Annotated in this window: 21 protein-coding genes; 17 read left to right on the top strand and 4 right to left on the bottom strand. The window is 39.2% G+C overall.

The genetic code is table 11. The features are described from left to right. Positions 1-10: 10 nt before the first annotated feature. From AB3489_RS11435 to AB3489_RS11425, 3 genes are all read right to left on the bottom strand, one after another. Positions 11-319 carry a dehalogenase gene (locus tag AB3489_RS11435; protein WP_068883701.1) on the bottom strand — a complete coding sequence of 103 codons (309 nt, stop codon included), beginning with the start codon at positions 317-319 and terminating at the stop codon, positions 11-13. A 143-nt stretch (positions 320-462) separates the two neighbouring features. Beyond that, a complete protein-coding gene (locus AB3489_RS11430; RefSeq protein ID WP_368292984.1) occupies positions 463-651 on the bottom strand; it encodes a hypothetical protein in 189 nt (62 codons plus the stop codon). A gap of 36 nt (positions 652-687) precedes the next feature. Then, on the bottom strand, positions 688-1,383 hold the full coding sequence (locus AB3489_RS11425) for a Crp/Fnr family transcriptional regulator (RefSeq protein ID WP_368292983.1): 696 nt from the start codon (positions 1,381-1,383) through the stop codon (positions 688-690). A gap of 482 nt (positions 1,384-1,865) precedes the next feature. On the opposite strand from AB3489_RS11425, the gene AB3489_RS11420 reads away from it, so the two are divergent. The 13 genes from AB3489_RS11420 (at position 1,866) to AB3489_RS11360 (ending at position 14,996) form a co-directional block, all read left to right on the top strand. Beyond that, complete coding sequence (locus AB3489_RS11420; RefSeq protein ID WP_068883695.1) at positions 1,866-2,543, top strand: Crp/Fnr family transcriptional regulator; 678 nt, start codon at positions 1,866-1,868, stop codon at positions 2,541-2,543. A gap of 199 nt (positions 2,544-2,742) precedes the next feature. Then, positions 2,743-3,054: a dehalogenase gene (locus AB3489_RS11415; protein WP_158208144.1), complete on the top strand. Its 312-nt coding sequence runs from the start codon at positions 2,743-2,745 to the stop codon at positions 3,052-3,054. A 15-nt stretch (positions 3,055-3,069) separates the two neighbouring features. Further along, on the top strand, positions 3,070-4,458 hold the full coding sequence (locus tag AB3489_RS11410; RefSeq protein ID WP_368292982.1) for a reductive dehalogenase: 1,389 nt from the start codon (positions 3,070-3,072) through the stop codon (positions 4,456-4,458). Between the two features lie 573 nt (positions 4,459-5,031). Next, positions 5,032-5,742 carry a Crp/Fnr family transcriptional regulator gene (locus tag AB3489_RS11405; RefSeq protein WP_368292981.1) on the top strand — a complete coding sequence of 237 codons (711 nt, stop codon included), beginning with the start codon at positions 5,032-5,034 and terminating at the stop codon, positions 5,740-5,742. Between the two features lie 408 nt (positions 5,743-6,150). Then, positions 6,151-6,843, top strand: a complete 693-nt coding sequence (locus tag AB3489_RS11400) for a Crp/Fnr family transcriptional regulator (protein WP_368292980.1) — start codon at positions 6,151-6,153, stop codon at positions 6,841-6,843. A 251-nt stretch (positions 6,844-7,094) separates the two neighbouring features. Then, complete coding sequence (locus tag AB3489_RS11395; RefSeq protein WP_368292979.1) at positions 7,095-7,406, top strand: dehalogenase; 312 nt, start codon at positions 7,095-7,097, stop codon at positions 7,404-7,406. A 15-nt stretch (positions 7,407-7,421) separates the two neighbouring features. Further along, a complete protein-coding gene (locus tag AB3489_RS11390; protein ID WP_368292977.1) occupies positions 7,422-8,813 on the top strand; it encodes a reductive dehalogenase in 1,392 nt (463 codons plus the stop codon). Between the two features lie 425 nt (positions 8,814-9,238). Then, on the top strand, positions 9,239-9,925 hold the full coding sequence (locus tag AB3489_RS11385; RefSeq protein ID WP_368292976.1) for a Crp/Fnr family transcriptional regulator: 687 nt from the start codon (positions 9,239-9,241) through the stop codon (positions 9,923-9,925). 403 nt (positions 9,926-10,328) lie between these two features. After that, complete coding sequence (locus AB3489_RS11380) at positions 10,329-10,646, top strand: dehalogenase (protein ID WP_141690656.1); 318 nt, start codon at positions 10,329-10,331, stop codon at positions 10,644-10,646. 2 nt (positions 10,647-10,648) lie between these two features. Next, a complete protein-coding gene (locus tag AB3489_RS11375; RefSeq protein ID WP_368292975.1) occupies positions 10,649-12,028 on the top strand; it encodes a reductive dehalogenase in 1,380 nt (459 codons plus the stop codon). Between the two features lie 425 nt (positions 12,029-12,453). Beyond that, complete coding sequence (locus AB3489_RS11370; protein WP_068883545.1) at positions 12,454-13,164, top strand: Crp/Fnr family transcriptional regulator; 711 nt, start codon at positions 12,454-12,456, stop codon at positions 13,162-13,164. Positions 13,165-13,307: 143 nt separating this feature from the next. After that, on the top strand, positions 13,308-13,613 hold the full coding sequence (locus tag AB3489_RS11365; protein WP_068883543.1) for a dehalogenase: 306 nt from the start codon (positions 13,308-13,310) through the stop codon (positions 13,611-13,613). Positions 13,614-13,631: 18 nt separating this feature from the next. Next, positions 13,632-14,996: a reductive dehalogenase gene (locus tag AB3489_RS11360; RefSeq protein ID WP_368292973.1), complete on the top strand. Its 1,365-nt coding sequence runs from the start codon at positions 13,632-13,634 to the stop codon at positions 14,994-14,996. Positions 14,997-15,151: 155 nt separating this feature from the next. Here AB3489_RS11360 and AB3489_RS11355 read toward each other — a convergent pair whose 3' ends face one another. Further along, positions 15,152-15,295, bottom strand: coding sequence for a hypothetical protein (locus tag AB3489_RS11355; RefSeq protein WP_368292972.1), 144 nt, complete (start codon positions 15,293-15,295; stop codon positions 15,152-15,154). A 399-nt stretch (positions 15,296-15,694) separates the two neighbouring features. On the opposite strand from AB3489_RS11355, the gene AB3489_RS11350 reads away from it, so the two are divergent. The 4 genes from AB3489_RS11350 to AB3489_RS11335 all read left to right on the top strand — a co-directional run bounded on the left by AB3489_RS11350 (position 15,695) and on the right by AB3489_RS11335 (position 18,625). Beyond that, positions 15,695-16,474, top strand: coding sequence for a Crp/Fnr family transcriptional regulator (locus AB3489_RS11350; protein ID WP_368292971.1), 780 nt, complete (start codon positions 15,695-15,697; stop codon positions 16,472-16,474). A gap of 104 nt (positions 16,475-16,578) precedes the next feature. Further along, on the top strand, positions 16,579-16,887 hold the full coding sequence (locus AB3489_RS11345; protein ID WP_068883537.1) for a dehalogenase: 309 nt from the start codon (positions 16,579-16,581) through the stop codon (positions 16,885-16,887). Positions 16,888-16,915: 28 nt separating this feature from the next. Next, entirely contained in the window at positions 16,916-18,304 is a 1,389-nt protein-coding gene (locus AB3489_RS11340; protein WP_368292970.1) for a reductive dehalogenase, read from the top strand. Positions 18,305-18,514: 210 nt separating this feature from the next. Beyond that, entirely contained in the window at positions 18,515-18,625 is a 111-nt protein-coding gene (locus tag AB3489_RS11335) for a twin-arginine translocation signal domain-containing protein (RefSeq protein ID WP_242871511.1), read from the top strand. The last annotated feature ends 74 nt before the right edge of the window (positions 18,626-18,699 follow it).

Below are 18,699 nucleotides of genomic sequence, written 5' to 3'. Positions count from 1 at the left end.
TTTTCCTCCCCTAAACCTCTATTGATTCATTGACCTTTTTATTAATACGGATAAATCCTAAGAAGCGCGCCAGCACGATCGCCAATATGATCGAAATACCTCCGAACAGGAATATAGCTGTACTTGTTGCTTTAACGTGTCCTACGCTGGCATTAATGTAAATAAAGGAAATCCCCATCCAAGTGACGGCATACCAAATAACATATAAGGACCAGTTCAGTACCGTTTTCCACATTAGATCCTTTTGGGCGCGAGGTCTAATCCAAAGTATCCCCGCTAAAAATAACACACCGGCAAGAAAAATTAAGAACGTACTCATAAATCCACCTCCTTTTAGATATAAGTCTACTGATTTGTCCGATGGAATTGTTAATTTAAATTAACAATTGCTAATATTTTTCAGGTCTGTGCACATCAAAAAAAAGCTCCCGGATTTCTCCGGGAGCACCTATGAACCAAAAATTACTTGATAATTCTTTGCAAGTTGTTGCTGGAATCTTTAATATTCTGTATCCGTTTGAAAAAGACCTCAATGCTCGAATTATATTCTTCCGTAGTAGCCATCAGTTCTTCTGTTGAAGCCGAATGTTGCTCAGCAATGCTTGCAATACTTTCTGTTTCTTTATTAATGAGCGAAAATAGCTCTACCATATTATTAATTCTGCTGGTTTCCTCGGCTATGTATTTTTAAAAAAGATGTTTCTCAAATGTTAGCTCTTTTAATCTATCTAAATCATGGATAATGATTTTGCCTTTCTTTTTCTCGATAATTTTTTGCTTTTCCAAATATCCTAATACTTTGGATATCGTGACATGATGGACTCCTGAGATTTCAGAAATAGTTCTCTGAGATAATTCAAGACGGACTTCATATGAATTTCCTACGGGTATTCCGTTGGAAATGCATAGACCGTAAATCAGTCTTACTATCCTGATCGTCGGATTGAATAATTCCATTTCAATTATTTGCATCATAAAATAAAGGCTTTTGGAAAAAGTGTTCTTTAAGATTTCAAAAAATATATTGTCATCTATTTGAAATATTTCTTTGAGCTGCGCTTCAGTGAAAAAACATACGCTGCATTTTTCTATAGCAGTTATATAGGAATTATCATGATTCATCGGAAAGAGCTTGCACAGGATTCCATTTTTGCCGCAAAAATAATGCAATTTTTCCCTGCCGTCCTCTGTTACCATTTTGTTTTGGACTTTTCCTGAAAGCACATAGATTAGCATCGGCTCGCTATCCCCTGGTAAAGTAATAGCGCTCCCTTTTGCATAGGATTTCACCATTCCTAGATGGGTAAATTTTTGCAGTCTCTCGACAGGGTAGAATGTGTCAGGAATTGTTCTTGCCACTTCATCAGAAAAATCGTATTTCATAACTTCTTCCCTCCTTTATGGTCATTTAAATAATAAAAGTTTTTAAATTTAGTATACATTAACTTTGATTAATTTATTTAATATGGATTTAACTTTCCAAAATTTCACCTTAATTGTTAATTGATGCCGAACCAAATAGACATAAAAAGACCAATAAGTAAAATTTTTGCTTTTTCAATAAAGGCTATAAGATCAAGGTCTTCCGTTAAATAAATACAACGAAAATAATCTCAGAGGACTGACATTTCATATAAGGGAACAGTCCTCTATTTCTAGATAATTGAGTTACTCTAATTATATAGAAATTAGCAAAATGTTATATAAAATTTTAAGAAGGGGATATCGATCCTAATATTTTTTTTTAGTTATGTAGCATGCGCCAACATTATGAGTTTTTAAATTATGATAATATTCATTATAACAAGTCGGAAGCCGTAGAAACAAAAAGGACAATAGAATGAAATTTTAGGGGAATAATAGTTATGGAAAAAATTTTTAACAACAATTATATTTTACCGAATAATTTTTATCCAATAAATAAGTTGAAAAATTATCTCAATAGGGGGATCGTCCGAAATTACCAAAAAGGAGATTCCGTTGTTTCACCCGGAGAGATCATCGATAGCGTTATCTATGTTATTTCAGGAAAATTAGGTATTACTTTTCTAACTGAGGATGGAAAAAGAAGGCTAATGTTTCATGCTGATGCCGGCACGTTTACCGATCGATTATTTCAGCCTGATGATTGTCTCGTTGATGTTGTTTCGGAAGAAGAGAGCGTTGTATGCTATTTTTCAAAAGACCAGTTGCTTGAGATGTTTCAGCAGGATAAGGAAGTTCTCTGTGAATTTATTACGAGTTATGCGTCAAAATGCGGGTATTTTATGCATGAAGCTAAGGAAATGGCTCTTTATAATCCTTCTGTTCGGGTTCTGCGATTGCTTTATAAGCTTTGCCTCACGAAAGGAGAGTTAATTAACAATGTTTATGAAATTAATATTAAGTTGTCGCAAAAGGCTATTTCCGAAATGACAGGTGTCCATTATGTGACTGTCTGCAAATTATTTCAAAATCTAAGAGAAAAGAACATTTTGCGTAAAACATCCAATAGGATTATAATCTTTGACTTGAAAAGACTTAAAGACCTGATCAGCAACTGACGAACCTTTCGTCAGTTGCTTTTTGTTTGGGACAAAAAGAAGAATGCAAAAAAAGTGACTCCATAAAATTAACCAATTATTATTGACAGTCAAAAATATTTTAAAATTTATAATCCATATTATAAGGGTTAGTAAAACAATATTTGTACAATGTACTCAGTTACTCGGACCAAATCATTAAAAGAGGAGGTGAAGATGTATGGGTACATTCTTAATTTTTCTTGCCGGTGTTTTATTTTTAGCGGGGATTCTTTTTATTAAACCTCGCGCCAAAAGGGACTTAATGTGGAAAACAGTACTAAACTGGGCCTTATATGTTATTTGGTATGCCATCACGTGGATGGGGGTTTCCTTTGTTTACATTAACGCATCGGTCGGCCATGTTAAAGCAACAAGTACGGCTATATTCCTGTTCTTAGGGATATCTGTAGTGCTTGCTGTCGTTCAGGCACGGTTGCTAGGTTTTATCGGCGTGAAAAAAACGGGAAACGCAAGTTCACAACAAGCTTGATTGGGAGGGAAGAAATTGAGTAACGAACAAAAACAGCAGTTAAAGATAAACCGGAGAAATTTCCTGAAAGCCGGTGCTGCAGCTACTGCTATGGGAGTTGTTGGGGCGTTGACAGCGCCTGCCAAGGTTGCCAGTGCGGCGGGCGAGACGTTTAGGTATACTGCCGCACCCAAAGGTCAATGGTCCAAATTAAATCCTGTTCATGATATGGGCAGCGTCTCGCTCCGTTTTGTAGAACATAACGACAAGTGGCTGGGAACTACGAAAATTGTCGGACCGATAAAGAAAACCAGCCAATACGACAGCGGGTTTGATCGTTGTGCTGAGGGATTAGTCAGTCAAAGAGCACAATTGGGACTCTACAATCTCATACCCAAAGACCCCATGTCCTTGGCGATAGTTATGGGAACCGCCCTGCCGAAGCCCCTCGTGGAAGGTCCTGTTGCTCCTGTGAAAACGGAAATTCCTGATCCAGAACAAATGTCGATGCATATCAAAGACCTGGCTTATTTTTTAAGAGCCGATGATGTGGGAATCGGCAAGATGCCATCGTATGCTTACTGGTTTGAAAAAACGATATATGAACCGTTTGGCACAAGAGAGTTGCTTGAATTACCCAGGGAACAGTGCGTTAAGCCGATAACTGAACCGGAAATGCCCTATGTTATTGTGGTCATGGTCGATCAAAATCTGAAAACAACGCTCGCTTCCACAGGCTATGACGCCATCAGCCAATCTCAATCTTTCCTGGGATATCACTCAACTGGAGTCATTTCTGTTATTATTGCGCAATATATTAGAAATCTTGGTTATAACGCCCGGGCGCAATACGCTGTTGATTATACCGCAAATATGCCTCCGGCTATTATAGCGGCAGGATTGGGCGAACTGTGTCGCACAGGTGATTGTGCCATTCATCCCCGGTTGGGATTCCGTAATAAGGTGGCTGGTATTACAACAGATTTGCCGCTTGTTCCGGATAAACCCATTGATTTTGGCCTTCTTGACTTCTGCCGTATCTGTAAAAAATGTGCTGAAAATTGTCCTAACGGCGCTATTTCACTCGATGATGATATGCAAGAAGTGAACGGTTACCTGCGTTGGAAAAACGATGCAGATAAGTGTGCCGAATTCCGGGTAAGTAATGAAGAAGGTGTCTGCTGTGGAAGATGCATGAAGGTCTGCCCGTGGAATTCGAAGGAAGATTCCTGGTTCCACCAGGCGGGAACTTGGTTTGGAAGCCAGACTAAAACCTCTGCGTCGATGCTGAAATCTATTGATGATATGTTTGGATATGGCACCGAACAGATCGAGAAATATAAATGGTGGCTTGAGTGGCCGGAAAAATACAAACTGCCTCCCGTAAGTGTTCTAACGGCGCCATTGCCGAAAAGTCCGCTCTAATAGACTCCAAAATATAAAAGTATTAGAATTCTTAGCAATGAAGTAATCAAACATGAGAAGAGCTGTTGAAAACGAACGAAAAAGTTGGGTATCAACAGCTCTTTTATAAAATCGATGCCATAAATATGGATATTTCAGGGTGAGCTGTCAAAGTAAATGCAACTCCTTACTATTTACGCTGGTAAAGGTTGCATTTACTTTGACAGCTCACTGTTTAAAAAAAGGGGCTGTATCACAACTTAGCCTCAAACGAAGACGTCAATTTCAAAATGAAGTCTTTTCTATTTGGGGGCGCAACCGAAACATATAGTTTCGTTACGCCCCCTTTCCGACATGAGCAACTTTGCTCCGTATTATTGCCAATTCCTTAAGTAAAAGGAGCGAACAAATTGCTTTTAAGTCATTCCCATACAGGTATCGATTTTTGCAAAAAAGTTAATATGGATGTACAAATGATAAAAAAAATTATCGTATGCTAATATTGCAAATTTCAATCACCATAGAATAAGGCAATTATTCTGAAAAATGCCTATAGTGGCACCCAATTTAATAAGGAAAGGAGAGGAGATAAAAATGCAAGAGAATTTTGGAAAATGGATGGGAGGAATTCCAGATACTTTTTATGCAGTAAGTAAATTGGAAAAATATGTACATTATGGTACTGCAAAACTTTATTCCAAAGGAAGCTATATTGGCTTCTCGGGAGAAGGAAGGAGCGAATTATTTTATGTACTTAATGGCAAGGTACAATTAAATTACATTTTTGATGATGGAAGGGAAAGAATGGTCTATTTTGGTGGGAAGCATAGCGTATTTGGTCATCTGTACCATTATGCTTACAAATCTACTTTTGAGGGTTGTTTGCTGGCGTTAGAAGATAGCAAAGTATGTCATTTTTCTGAAGAACAGATTGAACATATTTTTCAGTTGGACAGAGATATTATCTTGGACTTATTAAAAAATAGCAATGCTAAAGCTTCTTATTTTATGAAGCAGGCTGTTGAAATGGATTATTTTAATTCGGCGGTTAGGGTTGTAAGGTTACTTCATGATCTTTGTATTTCTATGGGGGTACCGGTAGACAGCCATATTGAAGTTAGCATAAAGTTAACACTAAAAAACATTTCTGAGATAACCGGTGCTCATTATGTGACGGTATCAAAGGTATTTACCCTTCTGAAAAGACAGGACATTTTGGTAAAAAAGAATGGAAAGATGATTATTTATAATCTTGAAAAACTAAAAGAGTTGACGCAGAGAACACAAATATTTAAGAATTTATAATTTATATTATAAGGGTTAGTCAAACAAAAAAATGCCATTCTGATAACCAAACCTGAATTATAATTAATGGCTCTATGTAAAATGTTGAAATAGCCCTAAACAAGAGTAAATAGTCCGATATATGCTGGTAATAGTCAGATAGACCGTTACCAGCATTTTTATAGATAAAAAAGTTTGATAAAAAGTTATTGTATTCTAATATCGCAAATTCTATAATTAAATTAAGATTTTCAAATATCTAGACTCATGGCATTATTTCTTCCCAAAAGTACCTATTTAAGTTATTATTCCTTTTATTTATCGTATTTTAACACAGTTTACTAACAAAAAAATTTAATGCATGCAAACAAATAAGTAGGAAAATATATAAATTAATAAGAAAGTGTATTATTGGGGGGTTAGAAAGCCATGGAATATGATTTTTTTAATGAATTGACAAGAACAATTCCTGACACATTCTATCCCGTTGAAAAATTGCAAAGATTTGTCCACTTAGGAGTTGTGAAATCCTATGCCAAAGGAAGTGCGGTTATTTTACCAGGGGATGAGTGCATGCTAATCTATGTACTTTCGGGAAAAATCCAGCTCAACATGGTTACAGAGGAAGGTGGGCAAAGGTTGGTATATTTTTGCGGCAAAAATGGAGTCATGGATAGGATCTTTCAGCTGAATAATGATAATGCCTACGCGACTGCAATAGAAAAATGCAGAGTGTGTTTTTTTTCAAAGGAGCAGCTTATAACAATTTTTCAAATTGACTGTGATTTATATTTTGAAATTATGAAAAATCTTTTTGCCAAAGGCATTTATTTTATGAAACAGACCATTGAAATGGAATTATACAATCCTACGGTCAGAATTGTAAGACTTCTTTATGGACTTTGCATATCTAACGGAATACCCGTAGGGGATTCATATGAAGTCCGTCTTGAATTGTCTCAGAAACAAATTTCTGAAATATCAGGAGTCCATTTTGTTACAGTATCCAAAGTATTAGGATATTTGGAAAAGCAAAAGATTATCGAGAAAAAGAAAGGCAAGATCATTATCCATGATTTAGATAGATTAAAAGAGCTAACATTTGAGAAACGTCTTTTTTAAAAGATAGTATCAGATAATACAAATTTTTCAAGTCATTGGAAAGCTGTCAATAAACAAACCCTCATGGATTTTTGTTCCTGAGGGTTTGTTTATTATAGAGATCAAAAAAATAAAAATTTTATTTATATTTTAATTATCTCATTTATGACTAATACAGAAGGTGCTGATATAGAAAATTAATTAATGTTTAATTCATACTAAAATTCCTATCAAGAATATCTTTAAAATTATATTAAAAGGGAGGTGGATGTATGGGTACATTCTTAATTTTTATTGCCGGTGTGTTATTTTTAGCGGGGATTCTTTTTATTAAACCTCGCGCCAAAAGGGACTTAATGTGGAAAACAGTACTGAACTGGGCCTTATATGTTATTTGGTATGCCATCACGTGGATGGGGGTTTCCTTTGTTTACATTAACGCATCGGTCGGCCATGTTAAAGCAACAAGTACGGCTATATTCTTGTTCTTAGGGATATCTGTGGTGCTTGCTGTCGTTCAGGCACGGCTGCTAGGTTTTATCGGCGTGAAGAAAACGGGAAACACAAGTTCACAACAAGCTTGATTAGGAGGGAAGAAATTGAGTAACGAACAAAAACAGCAGTTAAAGATAAACCGGAGAAATTTCCTGAAAGCCGGTGCTGCCGCTACTGCTATGGGAGTTGTTGGGGCGCTGACAGCGCCAGCCAAGGTCGCCAGTGCGGCGGGCGAGACGTTTAGGTATACTGCCGCACCCAAAGGTCAATGGTCCAAATTACATCCTGTTCATGATATGGGCAGCGTCTCACTTCGTTTTGTAGAACAAAACGACAAGTGGCTGGGAACTACGAAAATTGTCGGACCGATAAAGAGAACCAGCCAATATGACAGCGGGTTTGATCGTTGTGCTGAGGGAAAAGTCAGTCAAAGGGGACAATTGGGACTCTATAATCTCATACCCAAAGACCCCATGGCCATGGCGATAGTAATGGGGACCGCCCTACCTAGACCCCTCGTGGAAGGTCCCGTTGCTCCTGTGAAAACGGAAATTCCTGATCCGGAACAAATGTCGATGCATATCAAAGACTTGGCTTATTTTTTAAGAGCCGATGATGTGGGAATCGGCAAGATGCCGTCGTATGCTTACTATTCTGAAAAAGTAATATATGAACCGTTTCCCGGAAGAGAATTGTTTGAGTTGCCCAGGGAACAGTGCGTCAAACCGATGACTGAACCGGACATGCCCTATGTTATAGTGGTTATGGTCGATCAGAATTTGAAAACAACGCTCGCTTCTACAGGTTATGATGCCATCAGCCTCTCCCAATCTTTCCTGGGATATCACTCAACTGGAGTCATTTCTGTTATTATTGCGCAATATATCAGAAATCTTGGTTATAACGCCCGGGCACAATACGCTGTGGATTATAACGCAAATATGCCTCCGGTTATTATAGCGGCAGGATTGGGCGAATTATCACGCACAGGTGAGTGTACCATTCATCCCCGGTTAGGATTCCGCCATAAGGTGGCTGCTATTACAACAGATTTGCCGCTTACTCCGGATAAACCCGTTGATTTTGGCCTTCTTGACTTCTGTCGTATCTGTAAGAAATGTGCCGACAATTGTCCTTCCGGCGCTATTTCACAAGATGATGATATGCAAGAAATGAACGGTTACCTGCGTTGGGCCACCAATGCAGACAAGTGTGCCGAATTCCGGGCAAGTAATGAAGAAGGTGCATCCTGCGGGAGATGCATGAAGGTCTGCCCGTGGAATTCGAAGGAAGATTCCTGGTTCCACCAGGCGGGAACTTGGTTTGGAAGCCAGACTAAAACCTCTGCGTCGATGCTGAAATCTATTGATGATATGTTTGGATATGGCACCGAACAGATCGAGAAATATAAATGGTGGCTTGAGTGGCCGGAAAAATACAAACTGCCTCCCGTAAGCGTTCTAACCGCGCCGCTGCCGTCTCATGGAGTTCTATAAACTCTAATTTTTCAAAGGCATCTCTGAAAAATTAATGAATGCAATAAAAAAGCTGTTGTACGACGAACGAAAAAGCTGGACGTCAACAGCTTTTTTATATCGAAAATGATTAATTGCTCAGTGCTTTACAAACTCTGTCTTGTAAAAGGAGAGTTAGTTCACAATGTTTATGAAATTAATATTAAGTTGTCACAAAAGGCTATTTCTGAAATGACAGGTGTGATATGTTTGAATATGTGCAGAAGTTATTATAGACAAACCCTCATGGATTTTTATTTATGAGGGTTCGTTTATTTCAGGAAATGATCTAAATTATACTTTAAGCAAAAAAATTATACTTTTTTAGAATATGGTGGATTAAAATATGATAGAATTTTAGTATGATGTTGATTCGGTAAAAAATCTTGGTGAAGGGGGAAAAGTGGATGGAAGAAGACGAAAAATGTGGAGGGGCTATTCCGGATACATTTTTTGAAGTTGATAGGTTGCAGGAATTTATTAATTTAGGGACTGTGAAGACTTTTGCTAAAGGCAGTGCTGTCATGTGGCCGGGAGACAAATGTTCTTCACTTATCTATGTGGTCTCCGGAAGGCTAAGAGTGAATAAGCTACTCGATGACGGCAGGGAAAGGCTGGTTTACTTTACCAGTAAACATGGTTTAGTGGGTAAATTATATGAGACTTGCAATGAAAGTTATGCGATTGCGCTTGAAGACAGTAAGGTTTGTTTTTTCTCAAAAGAACAGCTTAAGCAAATTTTCAGCATGAATGATGAAATCCCCTTCGATATCATAAGAAACTACTTATCAAAAACTTCCTATTACATGAAGCAAGCTGCGGAGATAGACTATTTCAATCCAGCAGTCAGAATTGTCAGGTTGTTCCACGAACTCTATATTGCCAATGGCGTAAAAGTTGGTAATTACTATGAAATTAACATCCAATTGTCTTTAGAGAATATTTCTGAAATAACGGGGACGCATTATGTTACCGCTTCCAAAGTAATAGGCTGGTTAAGAAAAAATAAAGTTATGGAAAAAAAGAGGAAAAAGATTATCATTTATGATGCAGAAAAGCTGAAAATGATGACTCAGGGGACACATGTTTTTTAATCGTCTAAATCCTGTGCAATTATTTTACTGTTATTTTGATCCCAATAGAAAATTACAGATGACATGCTCGCCCTCTTTTTTTTCCGAGGGCGTTTTTAATTGTTCTTGGAGCTTCGGTCACCGAGGGTATATTTAAAATCTGCCATACATAATTCCGGGACAATTTGTCCCTCATGTGCGTTTACTGAGACAATGATTTCGTCACCTATTGAAATAGGTTTATTTTTTTGCTCTTATCATACCTATTGTAATAAACCGGATCTCTCATGTTTTTAGCGGGTATTAACAAAAATAATCAAACTTAGCGCTAGCTAAAGTTTTTAGGTATTCAGTTTGGTACTTTTAATTTAGTGGTAGTGAATGTACGTACAAAAAACTACAAAATTTTATGGAGGTGGGTCTTTTGGGCGTATTCTTGGTTTTTATTGCCGGAATTGCTTTCTTAGCCGGTATTTTAATGCTAAAACCATTTATGAAACGTGAAAATAAAATAATGACGATCCTCAACTGGTCTCTCTATGTCATTTGGTACTTGATTACATGTACAGGCATCTCATTTGTTTTTCTGAATAGCCGTGTTGGTCACGTCAAAGCCACAAGTACAGGAATATTCTTATTCTTTGGCCTGTCGGTTATTTTTGCGGTTATTCTGGCAAGACTCCTGGGCTTCCTCGGGAAAAACGGATTAAGTCTAATGAAACAAATGAAGGAGGCAAAATAGTCATGTCAAAAAATTTCAGTGACGATAGAAACCAGCAGCAGGGCCTCCAGATGAACCGTCGCAAGTTTTTGAAGGCCGGTGCAGCAGCGGCGGTTACCATGGGACTTATGGGTACGGTTGGTGCGATGCCTGCTGTTGCTGCTGAGGCTGCTGTAGGTTCAAGTGTTACAGTAAATGGCGCGAGATCTAAGCTGAAGCCAACCGGACAATATGGTTCGGCTCCGGTCAAATTTGCTACATTTAATAATGAATGGCTTGGCACGACAAAGCTTGTTGGTGAGGTCAAAAATATCAGCGAAGCAGAGACAGGGTTTTCACGGGCCGGTCGTGGCTTATACGGAAAAGAGTCTCAAATTGGCAGGGGGTATTTTATCAGAAAAGACCCTGCCGGAGCAGCTGAACACGATACTTTGATGATCTTGGCAACAGAACCGGCAGTGCAAGGTAAAGTTTCCCCAGTCAAACTGAATATTCCTGATCCGGAACAAATGTCCCAGAACATCAAGGACTTTGCGTACTATTTGCGAGCCGACGAGGTAGGAATCGGCAAAATGCCGGATTTTGCCTGGTATTCTCATAAGGTCACGGATCAGCATGCTTTAGCGGTCAACAATGTTGAGAAGGCCGTTACGCCTGTGACAGACAGATTGCCGTATGTTATTATAGTCATGGTGGACCAGAACTTAGAGACAATGTTGGCCTCTACCGGGTATGATCAAATCAGCGGTGCCCAATCCTTTTTAGGATACCATGCTACCGGTGTTATTGCTGTCGTCTTAGCAAATTATATTCGTAATCTTGGTTATAATGCCAGGGCACATCATGCCAGAAACTACAAGGCCGTTATGACACCGTGTATTATTTCAGCCGGACTGGGTGAATTATCCAGAACAGGAGACTGCTCTGTTCATCCACGTTTAGGATTCCGTCACAAAGTAGCTGCAGTTACAACGGATTTGCCGTTGGCCCCGGACCAACCGATTGATTTTAGTCTGCAGGATTTTTGCAGGGTATGCAAAAAATGTGCGGACAATTGTCCTTCGGGTGCCATCACCCAGGATACGGAGCCGGTTGAGTATAACGGCTATTTGCGCTGGAACAGCAACATGGAAACATGTACGAAATTCCGGACCACAAATAAAGAAGGCTCTTCCTGCGGCCGGTGTATGAAAGTATGTCCGTGGAATACAAAAGAGGAATCTTGGTTCCATAGCGCCGGAACATGGATCGGCAGCCATGGACAAATCTCATCCAAACTGCTTAAGGGCATGGATGATATGTTCGGCTATGGTACTGAACAAATCGATAAGTATAAGTGGTGGCTGGAGTGGCCGGAGTTGTTGGCTACGCCTGAAACGATGCCAGGCCTTGTAAAATACTAATCGCCGTATTTTAACCATCCAATAATCATCTAATAATATTCAATAAATAATTAACCGCGATATGCCAAATTAAATGAAGGAGTGACGCTAACTACATATTTTAGTAGTTAATGTCATTCCTTTTTTCTTTAAATCAAAATATATCCAACCAATCAATGACCCTAATAAGCAACCTTAAAGAACCTTCGTACATAAAGTTGTCGTGAATTAAATCATACAAAGAAGTTTTATTGTATAATATTCGTGCTATCTTTTCACCTAAAAAACAATGAACTTATAATCCAGCATTTTAGCATAGATGATCAAAAATAATTTTAGTGTATGTAAACAAATTAAAAATATTTTTAGAGAATGTGAGGGATGAAACATGGGAAGAATTTAATATTGATCTCTGGTAAAAAATGATAAAGGGGGAAAAGAAGGGCATGGAAAACTTCAGAAAATGTGGAGCAATTGTACCCGATACCTTTTATCCAGTTCCAAAATTACAGGACTATGTCCACTTGGGAACGGTAAAATCTTTTGCCAAGGGAAGTACAGTGGTTTTTCCAGGAGAAGAACCACATGCAATCATTTATGTATTAAGCGGCAAGTTAAGAGTTGATTTGGTTTTTGATGATGACCGGGAAAGATTAATGTATTTTGCCGGCATGCATACTTTTGTAGGTAGGTTATTTGAAACGTATCATAATCTTTACATTATTGCGATGGAAGACAGCAGGGTCTGCTTATTAAATGAAGAGCAGCTTGCAAAAATTTTCCGTGAGGATGAACAAATTATTTTTGATGTGATAAGAAACTATCTCTCTAAAACATCCTATTATATGAGGCAAGTGGCCGAGATGGATTATTTTAACCCGGCAGTCCGAGTCATTCGGTTGTTGTATGAACTTTGTAACTCCAAAGGTACAGCAGGGGCTAATTCTTGTGAAGTAGATAATGACTTGTCTCTGACGAGTATTTCAGAAATTACTGGGGCCCACTATGTAACCGTTTCTAAAGCATTAGGTTATTTAAAAAGACATCATATTCTGGAAAAAAAGAGGGAGAAAATATTTGTTTATGATATGAAAAAACTTAAAATGTTAACACATGAAACGCATATTTTTACCGGTCATGAAAGCAGTCCTATTTAATCGACAACGACGATGAAAAATTAAAAAAATATCTTAAAAAGGATATAGATTTAATCCGCGACATAAATTGAGCGATACTGATTGAATACAATGTACCTGTAACGATTTAATTTCCACTTGGAAAAAGGGGAGGTGAAAAAGCTATGGGTACATTTTTGGTCTTTTTAGCGGGTCTGTTATTTCTTGCCGGTATTCTTTTTATTAAACCTCGCGCCAAAAAAGAGCTGAGGTGGAAAACGATCCTTAACTGGAGCCTGTATGTTGTATGGTATGGGATAACTTGGATCGGGATTTCCTTTATTTTCATCAATGCCGCAGTCGGGCATGTCAAAGCAACAAGCACGGCAATATTCTTATTCCTAGGAATATCAGTAGTGCTTGCAGTTGTCCTGGCCCGTTTACTCGGTTTCATTGGTGCTAAGAAAAAGGAAACTACATTACAAGCTTAACAGGGGGGTGATAAAAAAATGGAGAATAACGCTCAGAAAAGAGAGTTACAAATCAACCGCAGAAATTTTCTTAAAGCAGGGGCTGCAGCAGCAGTATCGATGGGGATTATGGGCACAATAGGTATGAAAACTGCTGTTGCTGCTGAGGCTGCTGTTGGATCAAGTGCTGCCAGAAATGGAGCACAATCTAAATTAAAACCCAGTGGACAATATGGAGCTGCAAAAGTCAAATTAGCTTCATATAACGATCAATGGCTTGGAACCTCGAAGATCGTTGGTGAAATCAAAAATATAAGCGAAGCGGAAGCAGGTTTTTCACAGGCTGGCCGCGGCTTATACGGCCCTGAAGCCCAACGAGGCAGGATGTATTTTGTTAGAAAGGCTCCGGAAGGAGCTGCAGAGAATGATACTTTAGTAATTTTGGCTACAGAGGCTGCAGTGCAAGGCAAAGTATCTCCTGTTAAACTGAGCATTCCTGATCCGGAACAAATGTCTCAAAACATTAAAGACTTTGCCTATTACCTGCGGGCCGATGAAGTTGGAATTGGCCGTATGCCGGATTATGCTTGGTATTCGGATAAGATTACAAATCCAAAAGCGTTGGCAATGAATGATGTTGCCAATGCAGTTACGCCGGTAACGGACAGACTTCCTTACGTCATCGTCGTTGCAATTGACCAACATCTGGAGACGATGCTAGCGTCTACAGGGTATGATTCAATCAGTATTGCGCAATCATTCAGAGGTTACCATGCTACCGGTGTCGTTGCGGTCACGCTTGCTAACTACATTCGTAGCCTTGGATACAATGCCCGGGCTCATCATGCCCGCAATTATAAAGCAGTTATGACCCCTTGCGTCATTGCCGCCGGTCTTGGCGAATTCTCCAGAACGGGAGACTGCGCTATTCATCCACGCTTAGGGTTCCGTCATAAAGTTGCCGCTGTTACGACGGATTTGCCGCTGCTTCCCGATCAGCCCATTGATTTTGGTCTGCAAGATTTTTGCAGGGTATGCAAAAAGTGTGCGGACAATTGTCCGGCCGGTGCCATTACCCAGGATGACGATGCTATTGAGTATAACGGTTATCTGCGCTGGAACAGTGATTTTAAGAAATGTACCATATTTCGTACAACAAATGCAGAAGGTGCTTCCTGCGGCCGCTGTATGAAAGTCTGTCCCTGGAACACGAAAGAGGCGTCCTGGTTCCATGATGCCGGGGTATGGATCGGCAGTTCTGGAGAAACTTTATCTACGTTACTCAAGTCCATGGATGATATGTTCGGGTATGGTACTGAGCAAGTTGAAAAGTACAAGTGGTGGCTGGAGTGGCCGGAATTGTGGCCTACACCTGATGTGCTGCCAGGCCTTCAAAAATACTAATCTATGGCCTATGGCATTTTGACGCATTAATGATGACCAATAAATAATAACTTTAATAAAGAGCAGGTTAACTATGGAGTATTGCTAAACTACTAATTTAAGTAGCTTAGAATACTCCTTTTTTATGTTGGCGTGCCCAGCTAAGCACGCATTATCTAACTGGAAAAAACCATGTTGGCCGCAATCTCCAAGGCCTTTTTCAGGCAGGCCATAAATTCCTCCCACTCTTGTGCCGGAATCCCCAGGAAGATGACCACCCGGAAAAAACTAAGATTCGAATCCGGATTCGAATCTGACAAGTTTCTGCTTTTTATGAATATTAGGCAATATTGAAATATGTATTGATTTCCAAACCGTGAAAAATGTTATCATGGTTTAAACAATTAGCCGTTGCTGCTATTGTATAGTTAACATAATAAGCGTTTGAACGTTTCGATTCTAACTTGTTCTATGTGTTCTATTTAATTCCAAATCAACATCACAAATTATTAAGGATAAGTAAATTCATTAGTTATAATAAAATAATTAGAAAGGGGAAATGTAAACATGAAGTCAAGGCTGAATCAAAGAATATCAGGGACGTAATGAAAATTGGGAAGTTAAGCATTGATTGCCGCAAGAACTTATAAATTTATTATGGTTTTGACCTCTTTTTAGAAAGTAAAAATATTAAATCAATCCTAAAATGGGGTGTAAAAATGAATTCTTCAACGCCATGTAAGAAAATGCAAAGGCAAAATAGCGGGAGCAGCATTGAACAAATAAAATTTGAGATGATTATTCCTGATTCTTTGTATCCTGTCGAAAGACTGTATAAGTATATTGAATTAGGAACCATAAAAACTTTTAAGAAAGGCAGTGCAGTCCTTATACCGGGAGAAGAACCCAAGGCTCTCATTTATATTCTATCGGGTAGAATAAAAGTAAATTTGGTAGTTGATGATGGAAGGGAAAGGTTCATTTATACTGCCGGTAAATACAATATGATGGGAAGATTATTTGAAGCTTATAATCAGTATTATATTGTTGCGCTCGAGAAAACAGAGATTTGTTATTTTACAAAGCAGCAGTTGGAACAAATTTTTCAAAAAGATCAGGAAGTTTTTTTTGATATTATAAAAAACTATCATGCTAAAATTTCTTATTACATGCGGCAAATGGCTGAAATGGATTTATATAATCCCACGATCAGAGTGGTAAGGTTATTATATAAACTGTGTATGACGAAAGGCGTTGCCGTAGGAGATTCGTTTGAAATAAAAATCGACCTTTCCCTGAAAAGGATCTCGGAAATCACAGGTGCACATTATGTTACAGTCTCGAAGGTATTGGGCGGGCTGAAAAAAAAGAATATCATCGAAAAGAATAAAAATACGATTATTATTCATGATCTGAAAGGTTTAAAACGCCTGACGCAGGAAACACATATCTTTAGTAATCAAGGCAGAAGCTTGGATAACGATTTGTTCTCTTTGTAAAAAAATAATAGAAATGTTAAAGTCGTGATAAAACTTTGAGCATAAAAATTTAAATATAATGTACCCATAACAGGTTATTTCACTCGAAAGGAGGTGAGAAAGTTATGGGTACATTTTTAGTTTTTCTGGCGGGCATTTTATTTTTAGCCGGCGGACTCTTTTTAAAAACCCGTGCCAAACATGAACTGAAGTGGAGAACAATTTTAAACTGGACTTTATATGTTGTGTGGTATGCAATAACCTGGATTGGAATTTCATTTATCTACATCAATGCCTCGGTCGGACATGTGAAGGCAACGAGTACAGCAATCTTCTTGTTTGGAGGAATCTCTGTTGTATTGGCTGTTGTTCTGGCCCGTCTATTAGGTTATATCGGCGTCAAAAAGAAAAGCAATCAAACGATGCAAGCTTAATGGTCAAATTCTGTAAAGAGGTGTTAAGATGGAAGAAAAAAAGATAAACTTAAGTAGACGTGGATTCCTTAAAGCTGGCGTGGCGGCGGCAGCGGCAGGAGTCATCGGCGCAATTAATCCAGATGTCTTGAAAGCTGAAAATGCTTCGTTGGTTTCGTTGGATTATGCATCGCCCGCGAACGGCAACTGGTGCAAACTAGTGCCCAAAGTAAATTATGGTGGAGCTGCCGTGCGTTATGCGGAGCATAACGACGAATGGTTGGGTACGTCAAAGATTGTAGGCGAAGTAAAAAATATAAGTGAGTACGATAACGGTTTTACCATGGCGATCCGTGGAGAACTGGGTGAAATACCGCGTTGGAACTATGTGACTCAGGGCAAACGAGACCCAATGGCTGCAGGCTTCGGTTATGCCATTGGTTTTATAAGTACAGACCAAGCTGTTGTCGGTCCACCGCCGAGGAAGGAAAAACTGCCTGTGCCTGATCCTGAAATCATGTCCAAGCATATTAAAGACACATGTTATTATATGCGGGCTGATGAAGTCGGAATCGGCAAGATGCCCCCTTACGCATATTATTCCAATAGAATCTCACCAACACATGGGGACTATGCCACCGGTAAAGTTGACCCCCTGCTTCTCATGAAGGAAATACCTGTTATGGAGCGGCTGCCTTATGTTATCTGTGTCGCTGTGGAGCAGCACCTGGAGACGTATATGGCCTCTACCGGTTATGACGGCATTGCTAAAAGCCAATCTTACCGTTGCTATCACGCATCAGCCAATATTTCCATTATGCTGGCTCAGTATATTCGCTCGCTTGGCTATCACGCCCGGGCCCACCACTTTGCCAATTATGCTTCAGTGATGGGGCCGATACTGATCGCGTGCGGTATGGGAGAACTGACACGAACCGGTGACTGCGTTGCGCATCCGCGTATGGGTTTCCGCAATAAGGTTGCGGCTGTTACGACGGATCTCCCGCTTGTCCCTGATAAGCCGATCGATTTTGGAATGCTTGATTTTTGTCGGGTTTGTAAGAAGTGCTCAGATAATTGTCCGGGTAAAGCGATCTCGTTTGATGATGAACCCGTAGCATACAACGGCTACCTGCGTTGGAACAGCGATTTTAAGAAATGCGCAGCCTTCCGTACGGGTAATCAGGAGGGCTTCAGTTGCGGACGCTGCATTAAGGTCTGTCCTTGGAGCTCCAAAGAAGATTCCTGGTTCCATGAGGCCGGCGTTTGGATCGGCAGCCATGGAAAACAATCAGCATCTCTTCTTAAACAGATCGACGATATGTTTGGATACGGCACAGAAGAAATTACAAAATACAAATGGTGGCTGGAGTGGCCTGAACTATTTCCTATGCCGGCCGGATATCCGTCAACCCAAACAACTCAGCCATCTAAATAATGATTTGCTTCATTCATCACTGATGGAGAATCAGATCATATGATTTTATAATTTAGCTGGCTTTTCATTCGACTATAGAAGAAGGCAGTGTTGCCTAACTACTTTTTAGTAGTTTTGCGACACCGCCTTTTTATTTTGTAGCAGGAAAGTACCTGTATATGGTCAAGCGAAAAATGGATTTATTAAAAAAAAGAACCCAAGCAGCAGTTTTTGGTAAACCGCCGCGGTTTTCTGAGAACCGGGGCAGCTGCCGCTATGGGTGTCATGGGTGCAATTGCGGTTCCATCAAAAACGACGGACTGCAACTATTACATAGTATAATACGACTAATCCAATAAAAGTTTAGCAAGGATTAAGTAAAAGAATATTTATTTAACTTAGAAGAATACACATTG

Origin of the sequence: Dehalobacter sp. TBBPA1, assembly GCF_040931655.1 — a bacterium.
GTDB lineage: Bacteria > Bacillota > Desulfitobacteriia > Desulfitobacteriales > Syntrophobotulaceae > Dehalobacter > Dehalobacter restrictus.
This window is presented reverse-complemented; position numbering and strand designations above follow the sequence as displayed.